Below are 21,110 nucleotides of genomic sequence, written 5' to 3' on the forward strand. Positions count from 1 at the left end.
TGGCGCTCAGATACGGCGCAGGTGGTTGTCCCAAGCCGCGCCGCCCGGCACCAGTGCACGTTGATCGTCCGGCGTAGCGACGACGAGCTCGCCCCGCCCGCTCGACACCAGCAATTCTCCTGCAGAATAGGGAGCCACCCCGCAGCCATCGGGCAAATCCAGCGTGCCCATGCACCGTCCGGTGGCGCTGTCCCAGAACACCACTATGCCGCCATGCGGCGCCGAGGTCGCAACGATATCGCCTGCCGGGTCGATGGCGACGGAGCCCACATAATTGCGCATGGCGCGGTGGATAGTGCTGGGCGCGGTGAAAAGCTCAATGGCGTTGCCACGTCGATGCCGCCCGACCAGGGGCGGAGCCACAGCCGGGTCGCCTTCAAACTGGCAGCCGAACCAGACATCGCCGCGCGCATCCAGCACCATGTGACGAATGGAGAGCTGATGCAGCGCCTGCGGCAGGCTCGCTTCCTCGATCAGTTCGCCCGAGGCAATGTCGAGATAGACGATGGAGGGTGCCATCGTACCGAGATTGAGCTTGATGCGGTCATAATCGGGATGGGTCAGAATGCCGCCATTGGCGATGATGGCAGTCCGCCCGTCGGCGGCCATCAGGATTTCGTGCGGGCCGATGCCGCCGGTCGGCAGTTCCCCAATGCGGCGATAGCTGTCGCTGGCGTCGTATAGTCCGGTGACGCCGCGTTCGCCCTCATAGTCGTTCTCGGTGGCCAAGAGCAATCGGCCGCCATCGGCATAAATGCCATGGCCGAAAAAGTGCCGGTCAGGGCTGGCGGCTATGGCTACCGGCGCTGTCTTGCCATCGACATCGAAGGCCATGGCGAAGCGGCCGGGCGCGCGCGCGAAGGCCACGGCGCGGCGCGCGGTGGGATCGAGCGCGAACGAATGCCCGCGCGCTTCGAGCGGCAGCACCAGCCGGTCACGCCCGCGCTCATCGATTACTGCGGCCTCGAAGCGCCCGTCTTGCCCGCGCGCGCCGAGGAATAGCGGTTCGTCTTCACCGGCTCTCAGACCGGGCGCGATCAGGCTTGCCCCGGCCAGTGCCAGGAAGGTGCGGCGATCAATCCCCGTCAAGCGCATTGAAGCCCATCGCCAGACCGAGAGATGCCGTCATGTCTTCGCCGATAGCTGTGCTGGAATAGCCCAGCTGCAGCGCCACGAAATCGAGCCGCTTGCGGCTCTCCACCTCGCCAAAGGCTGCCTCTGCCGGTTGGGTAATGCCATCCATGGCCTTTGCCGCCTGCTCGAGGTTGAACAGCACATTGCGCACCGGCGACACATTGGCGTCAGGCAGGCTCTCATTGAGCCCGGTCGCCTCGAGCAGGTCATGAAGGCCGGTGAGCTGCGCCCGCACCAGTGCGACGGTCAGATCGCTGCGCCAGAGTGGCGCCCGCTTGCCGCGGGCGTCAGCAATCGTTTCGCCCAGCGGAGGCAGAAGTTCGGCAGAGCGGACGAAATCGACACCCGTCAGCAGCGCCTTGACCAGCTCTCCCATGACTTCGGTCTGGCTGCGGAAATATCCGTCCTCGCCAGGATCGCGGAAACTCCCGCCGATTGGCGCGTCCTCCGACCATCCGGCGGCGATAGCATGCGCGTGGCGGGACAGCATGACCGCAACGGCCCGAGCATAGGCACAGCGGTGCGCATCGCCCGTCGCCAGCATCTCAGCATCGGTGCCAGCGAGCAGATAGTCGAGTGCGAACAGGTTTTGCAGCGCCACTGACTTGCCGGCCAGGGTTTCGGGATCGGTAACGTTCGGGTCCTGCTCCAAGAGGGCGGCTTGCACCTGTTTGAGTGTCACCCCGCGCGGGTCGGGCCAGAAGAACACGGTTTCGAAGCGGTTGTCCGACACCAGTGGCCCGAACCTCAAAACTGACAGCCGCCCCCAGCTTTCGACCACCTCGCCAAATGCCGCTCGCGTGGTTGCCAGATGCGCCACCGATGGGGCTGCGCAAAGCGCGTCGCTCGTCGTGACCAACGCCTCGGTTGCGGCGCTGAATCCCGTAACGGTCGGCGCCACGAAGCGCTCCACGACACGTTCACCCAGATCGGCGGGTAGCAGCGTTTCGTCGGCCATGGCCGGCGGGGTGAGCAGAAATGCAATCAGCACCAGTGCCTTGCGCATTAGAGCGACTCCAGAAAACGGACCAATTGTGCCCGCTCGGCCGGCGACATGCCAATCACGGCGTCGCGCGCCGCTTGGGCTTCGCCGCCATGCCAAAGCACGGCCTCCAGCAGGGTGCGGGCGCGGCCATCGTGCAGGAAGCTGGCTTGCGGATCGACCAACTGGCTGAGCCCGATGCCCCAAAGCGGCGGCGTGCGCCATTCACTGCCTGCGGCCAGACCCTCGGTGTGTGCGTCGGCCAGGTCGGGTCCCATGTCGTGCAGCAGAAAATCCGAATAGGGCCAGATCAGCTGGAATTGTTGCGCCGGATGGCCGGCGTCGCGCCGGGTGACATATTTGGGCGTATGGCAGCTCGTGCAGCCGCTGGCGTAAAACAGCGCCTTGCCGGCCAGAACATCGCGGTCATCGATATCGCGTCGCGCCGGAACGGCGAGGTTGCGCGAATAGAACGCCACAAGATCAAGCAGGTCGCCGGGCACTTCTTCGGCACCAAATTGGGGCTGCGCCCCATGCGGCAGCGCGCGACACGCCGTTTGTGCTGCGGTGCAGTCGCCATAGTGGTCGGGCAAAATCGGCGTGCTCAACCCCATGTCACCGGCAAAGGCGTGGGCCGTCTGCTGGATAATGCTGGGTTGAGCGGCCTTCCACCCGAAAAGGCCAAGCCGCCTCTCGCCATCGGCGTCCAAGCTCCAATTGGCTCGGCCAGAAATGCCGTCGCCATCAGCATCGTCGGGATCTGCCTTGGCCAGAATATCCTCGCGGGCGATGGCTTCGACCAGACCGAGCCCAATCATCGGTGGCGATACGCGGGCCGAGAACCGCAGCGTGTCGGCAAAAGGCCCATAGCCGGGGTCGACCAATTCCAGTTTCGGCCGGCGCAATTCGATGCTCTCATCCCCGGCAAGGGCGAGGATCACAGGTTCGTATGTGAACCTTATGCGCGCCTCGGGCGGCAGGCCGGCAACGGCACCATCCTGGATCTGGCCGCCATAGATGGTGTCGGGCGCAGCCGTGAGGCGGCCCTCGGAAATCGCCTCGGCCTGTTCGGGGGTTGGCTCGACCGAAATGCGCACCAGAAGCGAGGTGGCGCTATCGTCGGGCCCCATCGGCGCATGTCCACGGCCGTCCTTGATGTGGCAGGACTGGCAAGCGCGGGCATTGAACAATGGCCCGAGCCCGTCGGAGGCCTGGGTGGAGGAAGGTGCCGAAACCCAATCCTTGCGGAAAATGCCATTGCCCAGGAGGAACTGCTGCTGCCCCTCGAAATCGAGATTGGCCGAGGGCAGGGAGAACGCATTGCTGTCCAGCCTGACATCGACAGTCGCGGCGCCCGCCTGCTTTGCCTCGAACGCTTCGGGCTTGTCAAAGGCCACGGTCGGCGCCGTTACGCGCGTCACCCGTGCCAGATCGGCGGCGTCGAGATCGGTGCGGTTTTGGTTGTCGAGCGCTGTGGCCGTGGCTGCGGCGAGCATCACGGAAAGCAGGGCGAACAGGCTGGGGCGCAGGCGCATCGGAAAACGTCCGACAGGGGTTTGCCCGGCAGGGGAGCCGCCGGGCCTCACGTTTGCTGGAAAATTTGCCTGCGACTACTGGAACACGGCGTTGGGATTGTCGAGGCTGTCCGAGCCCTCGATAGTCACATCAGCCAGGTTGAGATCGGCAATGACCCGCTCGAAGCTGCGCGTCTGGGCGATGAGCCCATCGATCACCGCCTGCACTGCCGCATTGCCCTCCACATTGCCTTCACCGATCATCTGATCATAGGCCTCGCCTGCCTCGGCACGCGCCACGAGCGCCTTGGCGGCTGCCACCGTGTCGCTGAGCTTTTGGCTGACCTCGTCGGCCAGTGCTGCATCGCGCTCCGTCATCAGGTCGGCCATGGATGGACCCTCTATCACCGAACCATCGATGCGCTGATAGCGTCCATTCCAGACATTCTGCATGCCCAGCACGTCATAATAGTGCGAGTTGTGCGTGTTGTCGGAGAAGCAATCATGTTCCTCCTCTGGGTCGTTGAGCAGGAGCCCCAGCTTCATCCGCTCCCCGGCCATCTCGCCATAGGACAGCGAGCCCAGGCCGGTCATGATCGCGGTGAGACCGGAGGTCGGGTCGCCATCGATGATGGCAAGGCGCGCTTCTCCGTCTTCGGCCCACTGGCCGGTCATGTCTTCAAGATCTGAGATCAGCAAATCGGCTGCGGCTTCGAGGTATTGGATGCGTCGGTCGCAATGCCCGCCGGTGCAATTGGCGGTATCGAAATCGCTGGCCGGGCGATTGCCGGCGCCCGGGCCAGTCCCATTGAGATCCTGCCCCCAGAGCAGGAATTCGATGGCGTGGTAGCCGGTGGCGACATTGGCCTCGACACCGCCAATCTCATGCAATGCGCCCAGCACTTCAGGGGTGATGGTGGTGGCATCGACGCTCTGCCCATCGACCGAGATATCGGAATTGGCGATGACGTTGACGGTGTAGAAGGCATTCTCATCGGACTCGCTGCCATAGCGTGCGTCGACATAATCGATCAGCCCTTCGTCCAGCGGCCAGGCATTCACCTTACCCTCCCAGGCGTCGACCAACGGATTGCCGAAGCGGAAGGCTTCGGTCTGCTGATAGGGCACGCGGGCCGCGAGCCAGGCCGCGCGCGCAGCGGCAAGGGTGTCGTCGCTGGGCTTGGCCGCAAGCGCGTCGATGGACTCTCGCAACGCCCTGGCCGAGATCAGGCTGTCCTCGTAACCGGCATGCGCGATGTCGGCATAAGTCTCGAGAATTCCCGCCTCGTCTGCGGCATAGGCGCCCTGGCTCCCCATCAGGGTGAGAGCGAGAAGGGACGAAACAAGGTGAAAACGGCGCATCGCAAACTTCCTCCGGAGCGCCTGCCTCCTATGGCCGGACGCTCTTCTGCTGGCCTGTCTGGACAGGGAGACAACACGTCTCGCCTTCACCGATCGGCGACCGATCCGTTGACTAGCAAAACTTGAGGTTGAGTGTCAATTTTTACATCAGCCACCGCTGATGGTCGAGGCGACGCTGCCTGCGAACACCTTGATCATGGCGGGCGACAGGATGACGATGAACAGCACCGGCAGGAAGAAAATGATCAACGGTACCGTCAGCTTGGGCGGTAGGGCCGCTGCCTTCTTCTCGGCTTCCATCATGCGGGCTTCGCGACCTTCTTCGGCCATGACGCGCAGCGCCTGGCCCACGGATGTGCCGTAGCGGTCCGCCTGGATCAGCGCTGTCATCACCGCCCTGACGCCGTCGAGCCCGGTGCGGCGACCGAGATTTTCATAGGCGCGGGTGCGGTCTTCGAGAAAGGACAACTCGGCTGTGGTCAGCGTCAGTTCCTCGGCAAGTTCAACGCTTTGCGTCCCGATTTCCTTGGCTACCCGCTTGAAGGCGTGTTCCATCGACATGCCGGCTTCGACACAAAGCAGCAGCAAGTCGAGGCAATCCGGCCAGGAGCGCCGGATAGAGGCCTGCCGCTTCTGTGTGGAGTTCTTCAACATCAGGATCGGCAGGTATGATCCGATCAGGCCCGCACCAATGGCATAGACGATGTTGAGATAGACCGGCCGATCGCCGGACGAGACGAACAGCAGATAGAAGGCGACGGCGGCGAAGATGGCCAGCGGCGTGGCGAAGCGCTGGAACAGGAAACTCGTCAGGTGCCCCTGGCCACGAAAGCCGGCCGTGGCCAGCTTGTCGATGGTGGTGTCGTCCTGAAACGCCTTTTTGAGGTCGAACCGCTCGACCGCGTTCTTCATATAGCTCTTGGCCTCAGAGCCGCGGCGAATGGAACTGCGCGAATCCGAAACTGTGCCACCTCGCAGGCGCGCCATTTCCTCGGCGCGCATCTTGTCCCGTTCCAGTGCCACACGCTTGATGCGGCCCTTCACCTCTCGCTTGCCGATGAACGAGGTTCCGAAGGTGAAAACCACCGCACCCGCCGAAATGGCGGCCAGCATCGCGATCAGGAAATCGCGCTGGGTGATCATATCGATAATGCTCACGTGAACGTCTCCTGGGTCCCGTACACCGATCAGATCTCGAACTGGACCATGCGATACATGATGAAAATGCCAAGCGAGAGCATGATGCCTCCGATCCCCAGACAGAGCATGCCGATGGGGGTGGTGAACAACGGCTGCAGGTAGCCCGGCGAGAAGACGGAAACGAGGATGGCCACTACGATCGGCAGCGATCCAATGATACCGGCCGAAGCCTTGGCCTCGGACGACATCGCCTTGACCTTCTGCTTCATCTTCTTGCGATTGCGCAGCACATGCGCCAGATTTCCCAGTGCTTCGGACAGATTGCCACCGGCCTGTTGCTGCACCGAAATCACCACCACGAAGAAATTGACCTCCGGCAGCGGCACGCGGTCGAGCAGCACCTGCACCGCCTCGGTCATCGAGAAGCCGAAGCTCTGCTGGTCCAGCACGCGGCCGAATTCGGATTTTACCGGTTCCTTGGTGTCCTTGGCCACCACGCGCATGGAATCGTTGAGCGGCAGGCCGGTCTTGATGCCGCGCACGATCGCCTCGATGGCGTTGGGCAGTTCATCGAGAAACCGGTCCTGATAGCGCTTGCGCTTATGTTTCACATAGAGCCGCGGCAGCAGATAGGCGCCGGCAACAGCGAAAATGGCGGCGAAATAATAGGGTATCTGCACAACCAGCAGGATCAAGAACAGGCCGCCGCCGAAGATTATGCTGTTGCGGATGAACGTTGCAGGCGTGATGGTCATTCCGGCCTGGAACAGCAGGTCGGTTAGCGTCAGCCGCTTCTTGGTATTGAGTTCGTCGGACTGCGCCTTGAGCGCCAATTGCACGGTCTTGCGGCGCTGGTCGCGGGTGCGGTCGGCGTTCTGGCCGCGGCGGGCGGCACTGATATCGCCCTGATAGAGCTTGCGCCGTGTATCGGCACGGCTATTTCCGAGGGCCGATGGCACCAGGGCAAAGCCCAGGGCGCCGATGAAGACTGCGAACAGCAGGGCCAGCAGGAGAGTTTGCATGCTCAACGCCCCAAAAGCTCGTGCTGTTCGGTATTGGCTTTCTCCAGCGCCTCGACCAGATTGGCCTCTTCGTTGAAATAGCGGGCGCGCTCGGTAAATTGCGGCTTGGTGATACCGGTTGAGCGGTGCTTGCCCAGCAGCATTCCACCTGCATCCTCGCCCATGATGTCGTAGACGAACACGTCCTGGGTCACGATCACATCGCCTTCCATGCCCAGCACTTCGGTGATGTGGGTGATGCGGCGGGAGCCGTCGCGCAGGCGCGCCGCCTGCACGATGACGTCGATGGACGACACGACCATTTCGCGGATCGTGCGGCTGGGCAGGGCATAGCCGCCCATGGTGATCATCGACTCCAGACGCGACAGCGCCTCGCGCGGCGAGTTGGCGTGCAGCGTGCCCATCGATCCGTCATGGCCGGTATTCATGGCCTGCAGAAGGTCGAAGGCCTCCGGGCCGCGCACTTCGCCGACAATGATGCGTTCGGGCCGCATACGCAGACAGTTCTTGATAAGATCGCGCATGGTGATCTCGCCCTCGCCCTCAAGGTTCGGCGGGCGGGTTTCGAGGCGCACCACATGCGGCTGCTGCAACTGAAGTTCGGCGGAGTCTTCGCAAGTGATGACCCGCTCGTCCTTCTCGATGAAGGCTGTGAGGCAATTGAGCAGCGTCGTCTTGCCCGAGCCGGTGCCGCCCGAAATCAGCACATTGGCGCGGACGCGGCCAAGGATGCGCAGCACTTCGGCGCCTTCAGGCGAGATGGAATTGTATTTGACCAGCTGGCCCAGGGTCAGCTTGTCTTTTTTGAATTTACGGATGGTGAGTGCGGCGCCGTCGATGGCGAGCGGCGGCGCGATGACGTTGACGCGGGAGCCGTCAGGCAGGCGGGCGTCACAGATGGGCGAACCTTCATCGACGCGACGGCCGACCTGGCTCACGATGCGCTGGCACACATTCATCAAATGGGCGTCGTCGCGGAAGCGCACATTGGTGAGGCGCACCTTGCCGGCCACTTCGATATAGCACTTCTGCGACCCGTTCACCATGATGTCGGCGATGTCGTCGCGCGCCAGCAGCGGTTCCAGCGGACCATAGCCGAGCACGTCGTTACAGATGTCCTCGAGCAGGTCTTCCTGCTCGGAGATCGACATGACGATGGACTTGAGCGCGATGATCTCCGCGACGATGTCGCGGATTTCCTCGCGCGCCGCCTGGCTTTCCATCGTGGCCAATTGGCTGAGATCGATGGAATCGATCAGCGCGTTGAAAATGGCCGACTTGGTCTGGAAATAGTTCTGGTCACGTGCGGCGTCCACCGGTGCGCGGACGTCGAGCACCTCGTCGGTGGTACGGCCACGCGCACCGATGCCATCGGTGTCGCTCGCCCTGCGGATAGGGGCAGAAGCGGCGGCAGCGGTCGTCGAAGGCGGAGGGCTGGCGATGGGCCTGGGGACTTCTCCGACCCCAGGGGTATTGCCCCCGAATGTTGTGCGCTTGCCAAACATGGTTCCGTCCTTGGTCGTCAGTGGCGGTGGCGTCTCAGGCCCGCTTCTTGAACAAAGCGGGCAGGGTGGTCAGCAGGCTTGTCGCTTTGCTGGCGCTGTGTGAGGCCTGCCGCCCGGTGACATGCATGCCGATGGCGCGGTAGATCTCGTTGGCCTTGTTGTTTGCCGAGACCTCGGCGATCATCTGGCCATTATTGGCGGCAGTGCCGAACAAGGCTGCATCGAAGCCGATCTGGCCGATCAGCGCGCATTCCACCGAGCTGGCAAACTCGCTCGGATTGATCTCGGGCCGGCGGGGCACGCCATGCTTGTTGATCACCAGACTCACGGCTTTTTCGGTGGGACGCAGCGCCTTGATGGTGTCGGCGAGGTTTTTGGCATTGCGCAGATTGGCCAGGTCGGGTTCGGCCACGATCACCACCTCATCGATGGCGGCGAGCGTGTGCCGCGTCCAGCCACTCCACACATGTGGGATGTCCAGCAGAATCACGGGCACCGATTTCTGGCAGATCTCGATGATCTGCTCGAAGGAGCGCTCTTCGAAATCCCAGGATCGATCAAGCGTTGCGGGCGCGGTCAGCAGGTTGATGTGGTTGGCCGCCTTGCTCATCAGGCGGTCCAGCATGGTCTGGTCCACCTTCTGGTTGGCCAGCAGTGCATCGGCCAGTCCGTGCGGCGGGTCCTGGTTGAAGTTGAGGCCGGCCGTGCCGAAAGGCAGGTCCATGTCGAGGATCAAGCAGTCCTGGCGCAATGTCGTTGCAATGGACCAGGCTACATTGTGCGTGATTGTGGAGCCTCCGGCACCACCCTTGGCCGAGATGAAGCCGATGGTCCGCCCGATGGGGGCAGCGCCTTCGGCCGCATAGAGCTCGGTGATGGCCGTGACGATCAGCTGCGGTGAGGCCGGCAGCACGATATATTCGGAAATGCCCGAGCGGATCAGCTCGCGATAGAGCATCACGTCGTTGAAGTGGCCGAGCACGATCACGCTGGTCGAGGCGTCGCAGACCTCGGCGAGGCTTTGCAGCGCCTGCGGAATGGCTTCGGGCGGCAGCGAGGTTTCGACGATGATCAGATTGGGGGTGGGGTTGGACTTGTAAGTCTCCACCGCCCCTTCAATCCCGCCATTATGGGTGGTGAGCGCCACCTTGGACATGCGCCGGTCGTGCAGTGCGCTTTCCACCATCTGGGCGGTCTGGGAATGTTCGCAGAATGCCTGGATGGTGATGCGCGGCACCAGTCGGGCGCCGGCGGCAATCTCTGCTGCCGGCTCTTCTGCCTTGGGGGTGACGGATGGGGTGAGGAAACTCATTGGTCTGAACTCCTGGCGTGGTGCGGGTCAGGGCTTAGTCGAGCACGAAGCCGACTGAACCGTTGAAGCCGCCACGCATCTCGCCGCCGCCGACGACGCCATAGCGCCGCTCGAGAGCACCAAGAAAAACGCCTTCCGCATCCGTGGCTGGCACGCTGAAATCGGTCGGAACGGCGACGGTGTTGGCAGGGGTAGGCGATGCCAAATATGGAGTCACAATGATCACTAATTCCGTTTCTTGGCTCTTATATTCATTGGACCGGAATAGGGCTCCGAGAATTGGGATATTGCCTAGGGCGGGAAGCTGATCAATCGATCGGCTTGTTCTGCTGTCAAGGAGTCCGCCAATTGCTAGAGTTGTTCCAGGAGAGAGCTCAATTGTTGTTGAAGCTTTTCTCGTTGATAGTGTGGCGTTGGCAATAGGTTCGGAAACCTCTGTCTCCATGGTAAGGCCGATGGAGCCGTTGCTCTTCACAGTTGGTGTGAAATTGAGCTTAATTCCGTAGTCTCTGAGGGTGTATATTGGGATTCCTGTTGTGGGGTCGATGCCGCTTGCGTAGCTAATCTCGCCGCCCACCATAAAGTCTGCCTTATTTCCAGACATCGCGGTAAGCGTCGGCTGCGCTAGCACATGCACGGCGCCCCGCGTCTCAAGCGCCTTGATGGCGGCGTTGAGCTGAACGTTGCCGATCGGGAATCCACCGGTGGCATTGTCGACGCCCCAGCCGGTGCCGGTCGCCTGCGGGCTATTGAAACCGAGGCTTACATTGCCGATAGTTGCCGTGCCGGACAGATTTATACCCAACTGCTTGGCCACGTCGCGGCGGATTTCCGAGACGGTGACTTGCAGCATCACCTGCTGCGGCCCTGACACATCGATAATGCTGGCGACGTTCTCTGCAGAGCCTGCGAACTGCACCGCCACCGCTACGGCGCGGTCCTTGTCCTCGGTGGAGAGCACAGAACCGGTCAGTACGACACGATTGGTCGATCCGCCCAAGGTGACGGACTCCACCTTGATGTGCGATCCGGGAATGACCCGGGCCAAGGCTGCTTCGAGTGCGCTACCGACCTGGGAGGGTTCTTCCATCACCCGCACGTCCAGCACCTGGATGGTGCGGCCGGCATCGTCGATGAACAAGATATTGGTGTCGCCCCCGCGCACGCCCTGGATGATGGCACGCGTCCTGGTCCGCATGATCGCAGCCGCAAGGTCGGGCTGCGACACGATCACTTCGGCCACCCCTGCGGGCAGGTCGACGATCATCGACTTGTTGAGCTGCACCTCCACCTTGCGGGTCGCGCCATAAGCGCCAGCCGCGATGGCGATCTGCGCATCCTGCGCCACAAGCGGCAGGCCCGGCGCTGCAGTGGCCAGCAGCGCGCCCGCCAGCGTGGCACCAAGGGTGCGGCGGAAAAAGGATTTCGGCATGGTCATGGACTTGCGCATCTGCATCTCCGCCCCCTACTGCGGGAGGACCTGGGGCGCCTCGGGCGCCATCTGAATCTCGGGATCCGACGACACGTAGTCGCTATCGGACGAATAGTCGGCCGCAAACTGCTGCTGGTCGGGCATGGTGCCGCCAGCTCCGACGCCGGCCATCACTGACTGTTCCTTGCCGAAGCGGATGAGGCGCACGGCCTGGTTGGCCGTTGTGGGGCGCCCCATATCAGGGCGGTTGAAGTCGGTTACCGCGCGCAGCGTCAGGCTGAGCTGGCCACGCATCGAGGCGTTGATCAAGGTCTCGGCCTGGGCCGGATCGAGCTCGAGAGTGGCAATGGTGTTCTTGTCGAAGGTTACCGGCACCGGGGCGCCATTCTCCGATTGCTCGCTCCCGCCGCTGGCGCCCATTTCGCCCAGGCGCTTGCCGATGGCGAGAACGCGCACATTGGACAGGATGACTTCGGAGCGCTGCCCCATATTGGTCGAGGTGGTAAGAACCACGTCCACATGGTCGTTCGGTACCACGAAGCCGCCGGCGCTGGACACTGCCGTCACGCCCACCGAGACGCCGCGCATGCCAGACGATAGGACGGCCGAGAGATAGCCTTGGTCTGCATTGACCAGCTTGGCGGCACGGATCGGCTCGCCTGGGAAAAATTCGAAGCGCACCACCGAACCGGTCAGCTCAGATGGCGCTTCGGGCATGGCGGCAATGGTGACATATTCGGGACGCAGGGCGCCTTCCGGCCAGTCCTGCCATTCGACCGAATTGGTGGTGAGACGCTCACCAATGCCGATTGGCCCCTTGGCCACCAGCACCTGGGTCCTGGCTTCGGGAACGACCTGGGTAACGACCTGCTGTGGTGCCGGTGCGCGATTGCCGCGTGTGACGAGGAAAGCGGCAAGGCCGCCAGCCACGAGGGCAATTACCAACAGGATAATACGCGCCGGCTTCATGACCACACTCCGGTTGTCCGCGGGCCATGCAGCCCCAGTTCCACCGGATCGACTATGGAGTGAAAGGGTCAAAGTTTAGTTAATCGCTCCTTTTCAGGATAGGTTAATGAACTGTGAATGCTTGCGTTTTGCGAATGAAGACGCCCGCTGTTCGTCGTTTTACTGATGAGGTGACGCCAAAATGCAAAAGGGTCGTGCATGGCACGACCCTTGAAAGCCCGCTGAAAGAGCTGCGAAGATCAGGCAGTGAGGTGGAGGAAGATGGCCGAATGCGAATAGGTCATCAGCCCGGCGACCGCCATGGCGATACCATAGGGGATGCCCTGCTTGCTGTCATGCAGCCGCTCGAGCCAGCGATAGCGCGCCAGAAACGGGGTGAGTGGCACGCGGCGCAAAACCAGGATCAGCAGCGTCAGGACGCCGCCGAACAGGGCTGTGTAGACGAGATAGGGCAGGGCCAACCCAAAGCCGAGCCAGAGGGTGGTCGCCGCCGCGAGTTTGGCGTCACCGCCGCCGATCCAGCCCAGAGCAAAAAGCCCGAACGCCACAGCCAGCACCGCCAGCGCACACAGCACATGCATGGCAAATTGCTGCAGCGGCAGGTTGATGGCGATGGCAACGACGAAGAAGCTGGCGACCAGCAACAGCACCAGTTTGTTGGAGATCCGCATGGTCAATAGATCGGACGATGCGGCAAAAGCCATCAGCAGCGGAAAGATCAACAGGGCGATCGTGGACATGGCGGTGGACTCGTAACAATCAGGCGTCTACTCACCCTGCCAAAGCGCGGTTAACAAAGCTCAAAATAAAAAGGGAGGCCTCGTGGCCTCCCTCAAATCTAGCGGCTTGTTGCCGGCAACTATTAGCTGCCGCCACCAGCGGCCGGTGCGGCTGGCGTATTCATGTTGTTTACGCTGTCACCCAGCACATCAGAAATGCCGTTGAACAGGCTGCCGAGGTTACCACCCAGCGCCTGCGCGGCGACGATGATACCAACGGAGATAAGTGCGGCGATCAGGCCGTATTCGATTGCGGTCGCGCCCGACTCGTCCTGCGCGAAACGTGCGAAAATGTTCATTCCCAGGCTCCTTTTTACACGTTCTCGGGTGACGGCTATGTCGGACACGTCACACAACGAACATGAGCAAACCCTAGCCCTGACCTATTGAAAGAGCGTTAATCGGCGCACCGATCCGGTCGCGATGGAGCCTCCCATTATTCATAGTCGACAATAGGTTAATGAGAAGATTTGTCTTTTATCAATTGCTATCCGCAACATTTGCAGCTTTAGTTTGTCCATATATAGTATAGGGCGCTTCCACTGTGCTGGCGCCTCCGGTGCGATACTCATATGGACCTGTGCCTGCCGGTTTGGCGGTGCCGAGGACTTGGATTACTCGTTTTCGAAGTATTTACCATTCTGTCAGATCGTAGGGCCTGCGTATCAGTTGCCGGAATGTCGCCATGTCTCGATTTATAGCCGCCCTTATCGGTCTTGCCATGGCTGGCTCGCTGTCACCGGCGCCGGCCATTGCCCAGGATGGCGCCCCCATCAATGTGAACGTCAATATGGCGCGCGTGCTGCGCATCAGCGCGCCGGCGGCAACTGTTATCGTCGGCAACCCTGGCATTGCCGACGTCACCATTCAGGATCCACTGACACTGATCCTGACCGGCAAGAGTTACGGCCAGACCAATCTCATCATCCTCGACAGCTCTGGCCAGCCGATTGCCGACACCCTGGTTGAAGTCGCGCAGATGCAGGCGGGAGTGACGACCGTTTACCAGGGGCAGCGCCGCACCAGTATCGCCTGCGCGCCGGTTTGCCAGCCCTTGGTGATGATGGGTGACGACAATGGCTTTTCCAGCACCGCGCTGGCCTCCTCGCAGCTCGTGCAATCGACAGCCAACTGACCAAGACCTTCGGGCATGACTTAACCGGCTGGCAACTGTCTCTGCCGAAACTGCCCCAATTCGGCGCGTTCTAACCAATGATTAGCTCTGCCCACCTAGGTTTGTGGCAGACGAGGCGCGTGGGGCATGGCGACAGGGTTGTTAAACAAATCCGCAAGATCGGGCAGGGCCTGGCGTCGCCGCTTCATGCGCAATGAGGATGGCGCGACGGCAATTGAGTTCGCTCTATTGTCCTTTCCCTTCTTTCTGATTGTCGCGGGCATCCTCCAGACATCGGTGATTTTTTTGGCCAGCCAGGTGCTAGAAAGCGCCGTCAACGACGCTGCGCGCAGTATTCGTACCGGCCAGTTCAATCCGACAACGTCGATCGACACATTCCGTGCCGCTGTCTGCGATCGGCTTTACAATCTCTATGCCGATTGCTCGGGTCTGCATGTACGTGTGGCCGAAGTGGTGAATTTCCAATCCGCCACGGTCGTGCCACCCGTCGATCCCACTTGCGCGGAGAACTGCGACTGGCTCGTGCCGGAGGTATGGCAACCCGGCGGCTCGCGCAGTGTCGTCCTGGTGCAGGTGCATTATCGCTATCCGGTCTATCTGCAGGCTGGCCCGCTTGGCATGTCCAACCTTGGCGATGGCCGGCGCCTGATCGGGACCGCGACCGTATTCCAGAACGAGCCGTTCTGATGCGTCCGTTTGTCAAGAAGCCCGCCATGTTCACCCGCTTCCTGCGTGCCAGAAAAGGCTCTGCTGCCGTCGAATTTGCCCTGATCCTGCCGGTCATGCTGCTGGTCTATATCGGCACCATGGAGGCGAGTGCGCTGATCTCAATGGATCGCAAGGTGCAATCCGTCGCTTCGTCGATGGGAGACCTTGTCTCACGTACCAATACCAGTCTGACTCGCGCCCAGATGCGCGATTTCTTCAGCGCCGCCAGCGGCATCATGACCCCTTATGACGCCAGCAAGGTGCGTCAGGTCGTAACAGCCATCTCCGTCTCCAGCTCCGGCGAGGCCAAGGTCGCTTGGTCGCGCGAATATGTGGGAGGGGCAAGCGATTATACCGTTGGCACTCAATATCCGCGCGACAGCGCCTATCCGCTGCCGCAAGCGATGATCGATATTGCCAAGGGGCATATGGTGATTGCTGCGGAGGCGACCTATTCCTACACTCCGCTCTACGGGATCGTCTTCGACCAGCCGGTCAATCTCTACCGATCCGGTTTTTACCTGCCCCGTTTCGGTGGCATAATTACTGTGCCGTAATTGGCGAGACTAGATCTCCTCGTCGCCGTCTGCCTGTGGCTCATCATCGCGTGCGGGAATGGCGTAGCTGCCGCTGAGCCAGCGGTTGAGGTCGACGTCGGCGCAGCGTTTTGAGCAGAATGGCTTGAATTTCTCCACTGCGGACTTGCCGCAAATGGGACATTTCTTGGCGGCAGGGGTGTTCATCACACGCCTGAATGGCTCGATTGGTTGAGCCAGTTGAAATGGACGGGATAGCCTTCACCGGCCAGAAGCTGGGTGACTTCGTTGAGCGGCAAGCCGACGACACCGGTGTAAGATCCTGACATCTTTACAACAAATGCCCCGGCAATGCCCTGGATGGCGTAGCCACCGGCCTTGTCGCGCCATTCGGCGCTGGCCAGATAGGCCTCCATCTCGCGATTGGAGAGGCGCTTGAAACGGATGCGGGTCTCGACCAAGCGCTGACGCTTTGCGCCCGAAGGGGTAATGAGTGTGACCCCAGTATAAACGCGATGTGAACGCCCAGAGAGCAGGCGCAGGCAATCGGTCGCCTCCTCCATTGTCTCGGCCTTGGGCAGGATGCGCCGACCCACGGCCACCACCGTGTCCGCACCAAGAACCAGCGCATTGGAGCCGAAGCCGGCAATGCGCGCCTTGTGCTGTGCGGTGAGGGCTTTGAGGTCGGCGAGGCGCTGCGCCAATTTGCGGGGCAGCTCGCCCTTTTCCGGCGTCTCGTCCACATGGGCTGGCACCAGATGCTCCGGCTCCACGCCCACCTGGTTCAGCAGGGCCAGCCGGCGCGGCGAGGCGGATGCCAGGATCAGGTCGGGACGGCTGGACATGCGCTCAGATCACTTGAAGCGATAGGTAATGCGACCCTTGGTGAGGTCGTAAGGGGTCATTTCGCACAGCACCTTGTCGCCGGCGAGAACGCGGATGCGGTTCTTGCGCATGCGACCGGCAGTGTGGGCGATAATCTCGTGATCGTTTTCCAGCTTGACCCGAAAGGTCGCGTTGGGAAGCAATTCGGTGACCACGCCCGGAAATTCGAGCACTTCTTCCTTGGCCATACTTTCTCCTGGGAAGGCCCCGAGCCGCGCAGAAAGGGCGGGCAGGGCCGTAAATTTGGGCGGAACCTACTGCAAATCAACCGGTTTGTGAACCACCGGAAACCAAGGGTTCCAAACGCTCGCGCACACGCCGTCTCAAACCGTCTCGAAGCTCGCGATAAGCGTTGAGAACCAGCTCGCGACTGCCCTCGACAAGGGACGGATCTTCGACCTTCCAATGCTCGATGGCGCCGGCCTCGAGCCCCTTGCGTTCGACGGCCTCGGGGGCGTCGTCGGAAAGGGTGATGACGAGATCGAAATGGTTGGCAACCAGTTCGTCGAGGATATGGGGCGTGTGGATCGACATATCAATGCCGATCTCTTCCATCACCTCATGCACGAAACCATCGGCCTTGCCGCCATTTACGCCCACCGAGCGGGCAATGACGCGGCCCGGGAAAGCCTGGCGCGCCAGCGCTGCGGCAATGGGGGAGCGCACCGAGTTCATCGAGCAAACGAACAGCACAGTGGGCAGTTCGCTGGTCGCCTCGTCGATGCGGCTGGCATAGGGCTGCACCGCGCAGATGAGCGTGAACAGGCGACGCGCCGTGTTGAGATCGATGATCAGCTTGTTGGTCAGCCGCGTCCGCAACAGCTCGGCGGCCTCGTTATGCATGCCCCGCCGGGCCATGTCGACGGTCTCGATCTGGAACGGCTGGGCCGAGCGGATGGCCTCGTAATAGGCGTCGCGAATGCGGAAATAGTCGCGAATCAAGCGTCGGAACGGGGTGAGCGAGAGATAGTGCGCGGCGATCGGCTTGAAGGTTTCAGGATCACGCACGTCGAGCACAATGAAATTGCCGACAATGGAGACGTGAAGGGCGAACGGACCTTCCGCCGCGACGCGAGCCGGGCGGAAGCTGTTGTCCTCGAGCAGGTCATAAATGGCGATCCGCCATTCATGCACTTCGTCGGGATTGATCGAGGTAATGGTATTGGGGTCGAGCGTGACGGTGACGAGCCTGTCCTTGTCGGTCACCTTCTGCTCTGTACCCATGGATACGCTCACCGATTGAGACGAATGGAAATGGAGCGGCCATGGCCGTCGAGCGCCTCCACCTCGGCGATGGTTACCGCGGCATCGGCCAGTGCCGACAGCGAAGACGGCGTGCACCCCAGAATTGAGGTGCGCTTGACGAAGTCGAGCACGCCCAGCCCCGAGGCGAAGCGCGCCGACCGTGCCGTGGGCAACACATGGTTGGAGCCGCCGACATAGTCGCCAATGGCCTCTGGCGTATGATGGCCCAGAAAGATCGCGCCCGCATGGCGTATGGCAGGCACCAGCGATTGCGGATCGTCCACCGCCAGTTCCACATGCTCAGAGGCAATGCGATTGGCCAATTCGGTCGCGATGTCGAGCGAGTCAACGGTGATGATGGCACCGAACTCTTCCCAACCTTCCCGGGCAATCGACTGTTTTGGCAACAGACTCAATTGGCGGTCGACTTCGGCCGCCACGGCATCGGCTAGGCCCGGGTCCGTCGTGACGAGGATCGACTGCGCACCGCCGCCATGTTCGGCCTGGGCAATAAGGTCGGCCGCGACCCATGCCGGGTTGGCCGAGCCATCGGCAATGACGAGAACTTCGGAGGGGCCGGCAATCATGTCGATGCCCACCTGCCCGAACACCTGCCGCTTGGCGGCGGCGACATAGGCATTGCCCGGGCCCACCACCTTGTCGACACGTGGAATGGTCGCGGTGCCGTAAGCAAGGGCGGCCACCGCCTGCGCGCCGCCGATGCGGTAAATCTCGGTAACGCCGGCAATCTCGGCTGCCGCGAGGATGGCGGGCGAATAATGGCCGTTCGGGGTGGGGACCACCATGGCAATGCGCTTGACCCCCGCCACATGGGCAGGCACCGCATTCATCAGCACGGATGAAGGATAGGAGGCCAGGCCACCGGGCACATAGATGCCGACGGCGTCGACCGCAGTCCAGCGCGAGCCCAGCGTCACCCCGATATCGTCGGTGTAGACGTGGTCGACCGGCTTCTGCTTTTCGTGATGCGCCTTGATGCGGTCATGGGCGGTCTGCAGTGCCGCCCGCACCTCCGGCGTCACCCTTGCGGAGGCCGCTGCAATTTCCTCGGGCGTGAAGCGCAGGGTTTGGGCCGATACATCCGCCTTGTCGAAGCGGTTGGTCAGTTCCACCACCGCTTCGTCGCCGCGCTTGCGCACATCGGCGATGATGCCGGCCACCACATCGCCGACTTCCTGGCTGGCCTCGCGTTTGCCGGCAAGAAGGTCAGAAAAGCGCTGTTCGAAATCGGTGTCGGCGCTGTCGAGGCGAAGAGGCATAAGCGGACTTTCGTCAGTCGAGAGAGTGGGCGGGCTTGGCCGAAGCGGCCCAGGCTGCGCCCAGATCGGCAAGGCGCGCTTCGATATAGTCGACCCCGAGCCGTACCGTGCCGCCGCCGGAAAAGCTGAGCTCGATGGTGCCGGCTGGCGCATCACTGGGCGTGAAATGGATGGCGAGCAGCTCGAGCACGCCTTCGGGCGCCGCCGGATCGAACCCAGCATAGGCGACGTGGTTGACGGCGTTGAAATGCATGCCCGCACGCTTGCGAACGCCTTTGCCGCGGGGTTGTCCGGTGCTCCAGTCGAAGCGGTTCATCAACAGCGCGAAGCGTCTATCGCCCTTGGCATAGCCCATGTCGGATACGCGGATCACCGCATCCTGAACATGGGCGGAGACGACTTCGAGATCTTCCGAATCGAGCGCGAGAAGTTTCAGGTCGGTCATGCGCGGTAATGGCCTTTGTCAGGGTGAAGTCACCCTATCTGGTCACGTTATTGCCGATCTACAAGTTTGCGCCAAGGGGAGCAATGCGCATGGCAAGGACTTGGCATCATTCCGAGGGACAAAATGCACCTGGATTTAACGGCACCTGTGCCATGCAGAGGCCGAAAGCCGAGGAGGGCAGGGCAATGGTCTTTGGTGGGACGGTTTCGCGGCGGCAGTTTCTGGCCACCGGTTCGGCGGCTCTGGGGGCTTTGGCCCTGCCGCCTGCGCTGGCCGAACAAGCGACTCCGCTTGCCGCCGCCACGGGACCGGACCGCTGGCAGGTGCTGGCGCGCATTCTGGGCGATGGCCTGACCCGGCCGACCGATAGCGACTATGACGGCGCCGCCATGCCGAACAATCTGCGCTTCGCCGAGGTGCGACCCGCCGGCATCGCCTATTGCCGCACGCCGGAAATGGTCGCCGACACCGTAAAATGGTGCCGCGACTACGACATGCCCTTCGCCATCCGTGGCGGCGGCCACTCCTATTCGGGTTTTTCCACCTCGCACGATCTCATCATCGACATGCGCGACATGGACACCATCACCGCCGACGCGGCGACGGGCCGGGTGACCATCGGAGCGGGCGTCATCAATGGCAATCTCTATGAAGCGCTCGACGCTAATGGCCGGATGATCACCCATGGTCGTTGCCCCACTGTCGGCGCCGGTGGCTTTTTGCTGGGCGGCGGCATCGGCTTCAACATGCGGCGGCTGGGCATGGGGTGCGACGCCGTGCTCAGCGCCGAGATCGTCACCGCCGATGGCGAAATCCGCCAGCTTTCGGATGAACAGGACCCTGATCTGTTCTGGGCCATTCGCGGCGGCGCCGGCGGCAATTTCGGCGTCAGCACCGCCTTTACGCTCAACACCCATCCCGCCGACGCCGCGATGACGGTGTTCCGCATCGTCTGGCGCCGCAATGTGCTCGGCATTGCCACGGCCCTGTTTGAAGTCGCCGACACGGCGCCGCATGGTCTGGGTACCCGTATTTCGCTGGGCGGTGTTACGCCGACGACAGGCGCGCGCGGACGCCAGGTGCCGCTCACCCTGCTCGGGCAATATGCCGGCAGCAAGGATGAATTTCTGGCCCTGATCGCTCCGGTGCTGGCAGTTGGCGCGCCCGATTTCAGCGATATTCAGGAGCGTTCCTATTGGGATGGCCAGGCGTTCCTGGCCGATGCAGGCGAGCCGGCCTGGTTCCGGGAGCGCTCGGCCTTTCTCGGCACTGCGCCCAGCCGCGATTTTCTCGCCGCCGGCATCGACGCCATGGCCAGCTGGCCCGGCACCGGCGCCGCGGCCAATCTCGTTTTCTTTCAGACCGGTGGCCGGATCAACGAGATCGCAGCCGACGCCACCGCCTTCGTGCATCGCGACAGTCACTGGCTCAACGTGGTCAATCTCAGCTGGAGCGAGGATGATCTCTCGCGTCCCCACGTGGTGCGCCACGCCATGGATTGGCAGGACGCGCTTTATGGCGAGGTCAATGGCGGGGGTGGGGTCGGCGCCTTTCAGAATTTTCCGGACGCTTCGCTGGTCGATTGGCGCCAGCGCTATTATGGCGCCAATCTTCCCCGCCTCGAGGCAGTCAAGGCAAAGTACGATCCGACCAATCTGTTCCGCTACGGCCAGTCGATCTGATCGCGATGAAAAACGCCCCGCACCGTTTCCGGTGCAGGGCCTA

22 protein-coding genes and 1 pseudogene are annotated in these 21,110 nt (G+C 62.1%); 4 read left to right on the forward strand and 19 right to left on the reverse strand.

The window, feature by feature from the left end:
• Window positions 1–6: 6 nt before the first annotated feature.
• The 12 genes from DEVEQU_RS03460 to DEVEQU_RS03515 all read right to left on the reverse strand — a co-directional run bounded on the left by DEVEQU_RS03460 (window position 7) and on the right by DEVEQU_RS03515 (window position 13,450).
• Window positions 7–1,095 carry a DUF1513 domain-containing protein gene (locus DEVEQU_RS03460; RefSeq protein WP_126149171.1) on the reverse strand — a complete coding sequence of 363 codons (1,089 nt, stop codon included), beginning with the start codon at window positions 1,093–1,095 and terminating at the stop codon, window positions 7–9.
• The gene (locus tag DEVEQU_RS03465; protein WP_126149172.1) at window positions 1,076–2,140 is read right to left on the reverse strand and encodes an imelysin family protein; all 1,065 of its coding nucleotides are present in this window, start codon (window positions 2,138–2,140) and stop codon (window positions 1,076–1,078) included. Before DEVEQU_RS03465 ends, DEVEQU_RS03460 begins: the two co-directional genes overlap by 20 nt.
• On the reverse strand, window positions 2,140–3,651 hold the full coding sequence (locus tag DEVEQU_RS03470) for a di-heme oxidoreductase family protein (RefSeq protein WP_126149173.1): 1,512 nt from the start codon (window positions 3,649–3,651) through the stop codon (window positions 2,140–2,142). Before DEVEQU_RS03470 ends, DEVEQU_RS03465 begins: the two co-directional genes overlap by 1 nt.
• A gap of 75 nt (window positions 3,652–3,726) precedes the next feature.
• Window positions 3,727–4,992 carry an imelysin family protein gene (locus tag DEVEQU_RS03475; RefSeq protein ID WP_126149174.1) on the reverse strand — a complete coding sequence of 422 codons (1,266 nt, stop codon included), beginning with the start codon at window positions 4,990–4,992 and terminating at the stop codon, window positions 3,727–3,729.
• 147 nt (window positions 4,993–5,139) lie between these two features.
• Window positions 5,140–6,150 (reverse strand): type II secretion system F family protein, encoded by a 1,011-nt coding sequence (locus DEVEQU_RS03480; RefSeq protein ID WP_126149175.1) that lies wholly within the window; start codon window positions 6,148–6,150, stop codon window positions 5,140–5,142.
• 29 nt (window positions 6,151–6,179) lie between these two features.
• Entirely contained in the window at window positions 6,180–7,154 is a 975-nt protein-coding gene (locus tag DEVEQU_RS03485) for a type II secretion system F family protein (RefSeq protein WP_126149176.1), read from the reverse strand.
• Window positions 7,155–7,156: 2 nt separating this feature from the next.
• Window positions 7,157–8,659 carry a CpaF family protein gene (locus tag DEVEQU_RS03490; protein ID WP_126149177.1) on the reverse strand — a complete coding sequence of 501 codons (1,503 nt, stop codon included), beginning with the start codon at window positions 8,657–8,659 and terminating at the stop codon, window positions 7,157–7,159.
• A gap of 34 nt (window positions 8,660–8,693) precedes the next feature.
• Window positions 8,694–9,971 (reverse strand): AAA family ATPase, encoded by a 1,278-nt coding sequence (locus tag DEVEQU_RS03495; RefSeq protein WP_126149178.1) that lies wholly within the window; start codon window positions 9,969–9,971, stop codon window positions 8,694–8,696.
• 34 nt (window positions 9,972–10,005) lie between these two features.
• Window positions 10,006–11,421, reverse strand: a complete 1,416-nt coding sequence (locus tag DEVEQU_RS03500; protein WP_164550221.1) for a type II and III secretion system protein family protein — start codon at window positions 11,419–11,421, stop codon at window positions 10,006–10,008.
• 15 nt (window positions 11,422–11,436) lie between these two features.
• Complete coding sequence (gene cpaB / locus DEVEQU_RS03505) at window positions 11,437–12,372, reverse strand: Flp pilus assembly protein CpaB (protein ID WP_126149180.1); 936 nt, start codon at window positions 12,370–12,372, stop codon at window positions 11,437–11,439.
• Window positions 12,373–12,611: 239 nt separating this feature from the next.
• Complete coding sequence (locus DEVEQU_RS03510; RefSeq protein ID WP_126149181.1) at window positions 12,612–13,112, reverse strand: A24 family peptidase; 501 nt, start codon at window positions 13,110–13,112, stop codon at window positions 12,612–12,614.
• A 122-nt stretch (window positions 13,113–13,234) separates the two neighbouring features.
• A complete protein-coding gene (locus DEVEQU_RS03515) occupies window positions 13,235–13,450 on the reverse strand; it encodes a Flp family type IVb pilin (protein ID WP_126149182.1) in 216 nt (71 codons plus the stop codon).
• A 386-nt stretch (window positions 13,451–13,836) separates the two neighbouring features.
• Here DEVEQU_RS03515 and DEVEQU_RS03520 point away from each other — a divergent pair, with 386 nt between their 5' ends.
• From DEVEQU_RS03520 to DEVEQU_RS03530, 3 genes are all read left to right on the forward strand, one after another.
• A complete protein-coding gene (locus DEVEQU_RS03520) occupies window positions 13,837–14,286 on the forward strand; it encodes a pilus assembly protein N-terminal domain-containing protein (RefSeq protein ID WP_126149183.1) in 450 nt (149 codons plus the stop codon).
• Between the two features lie 126 nt (window positions 14,287–14,412).
• Window positions 14,413–14,973, forward strand: coding sequence for a TadE/TadG family type IV pilus assembly protein (locus tag DEVEQU_RS03525; protein ID WP_126149184.1), 561 nt, complete (start codon window positions 14,413–14,415; stop codon window positions 14,971–14,973).
• The gene (locus DEVEQU_RS03530; RefSeq protein ID WP_164550222.1) at window positions 14,973–15,551 is read left to right on the forward strand and encodes a TadE/TadG family type IV pilus assembly protein; all 579 of its coding nucleotides are present in this window, start codon (window positions 14,973–14,975) and stop codon (window positions 15,549–15,551) included. Before DEVEQU_RS03525 ends, DEVEQU_RS03530 begins: the two co-directional genes overlap by 1 nt.
• Before the next feature lie 9 nt (window positions 15,552–15,560).
• On the opposite strand, the gene yacG is transcribed toward DEVEQU_RS03530, so the two are convergent.
• The 7 genes and pseudogenes from yacG to DEVEQU_RS03560 all read right to left on the reverse strand — a co-directional run bounded on the left by yacG (window position 15,561) and on the right by DEVEQU_RS03560 (window position 19,385).
• A complete protein-coding gene (gene yacG / locus DEVEQU_RS03535) occupies window positions 15,561–15,737 on the reverse strand; it encodes a DNA gyrase inhibitor YacG (protein WP_126149186.1) in 177 nt (58 codons plus the stop codon).
• Window positions 15,737–16,375, reverse strand: coding sequence for a Maf-like protein (locus tag DEVEQU_RS03540; RefSeq protein ID WP_126149187.1), 639 nt, complete (start codon window positions 16,373–16,375; stop codon window positions 15,737–15,739). The genes yacG and DEVEQU_RS03540 overlap by 1 nt, the downstream gene beginning before the upstream one ends.
• A gap of 9 nt (window positions 16,376–16,384) precedes the next feature.
• Window positions 16,385–16,603 carry a translation initiation factor IF-1 gene (gene infA, locus DEVEQU_RS03545; protein WP_046103343.1) on the reverse strand — a complete coding sequence of 73 codons (219 nt, stop codon included), beginning with the start codon at window positions 16,601–16,603 and terminating at the stop codon, window positions 16,385–16,387.
• 76 nt (window positions 16,604–16,679) lie between these two features.
• On the reverse strand, window positions 16,680–17,159 hold the full coding sequence (locus DEVEQU_RS20065; RefSeq protein WP_223214087.1) for an arsenate reductase/protein-tyrosine-phosphatase family protein: 480 nt from the start codon (window positions 17,157–17,159) through the stop codon (window positions 16,680–16,682).
• A 6-nt stretch (window positions 17,160–17,165) separates the two neighbouring features.
• A pseudogene (locus DEVEQU_RS20070) lies at window positions 17,166–17,639 on the reverse strand (UPF0262 family protein); the annotation flags it as partial.
• An 8-nt stretch (window positions 17,640–17,647) separates the two neighbouring features.
• Entirely contained in the window at window positions 17,648–18,940 is a 1,293-nt protein-coding gene (gene hisD, locus DEVEQU_RS03555) for a histidinol dehydrogenase (protein WP_126149189.1), read from the reverse strand.
• Window positions 18,941–18,953: 13 nt separating this feature from the next.
• A complete protein-coding gene (locus DEVEQU_RS03560) occupies window positions 18,954–19,385 on the reverse strand; it encodes a DUF2948 family protein (RefSeq protein ID WP_126149190.1) in 432 nt (143 codons plus the stop codon).
• 185 nt (window positions 19,386–19,570) lie between these two features.
• On the opposite strand from DEVEQU_RS03560, the gene DEVEQU_RS03565 reads away from it, so the two are divergent.
• Window positions 19,571–21,067 carry an FAD-binding oxidoreductase gene (locus DEVEQU_RS03565; RefSeq protein WP_126149191.1) on the forward strand — a complete coding sequence of 499 codons (1,497 nt, stop codon included), beginning with the start codon at window positions 19,571–19,573 and terminating at the stop codon, window positions 21,065–21,067.
• The last annotated feature ends 43 nt before the right edge of the window (window positions 21,068–21,110 follow it).

Origin of the sequence: Devosia equisanguinis, from assembly GCF_900631955.1 — a bacterium.
GTDB classification, from domain to species: Bacteria; Pseudomonadota; Alphaproteobacteria; order Rhizobiales; family Devosiaceae; genus Devosia; species Devosia equisanguinis.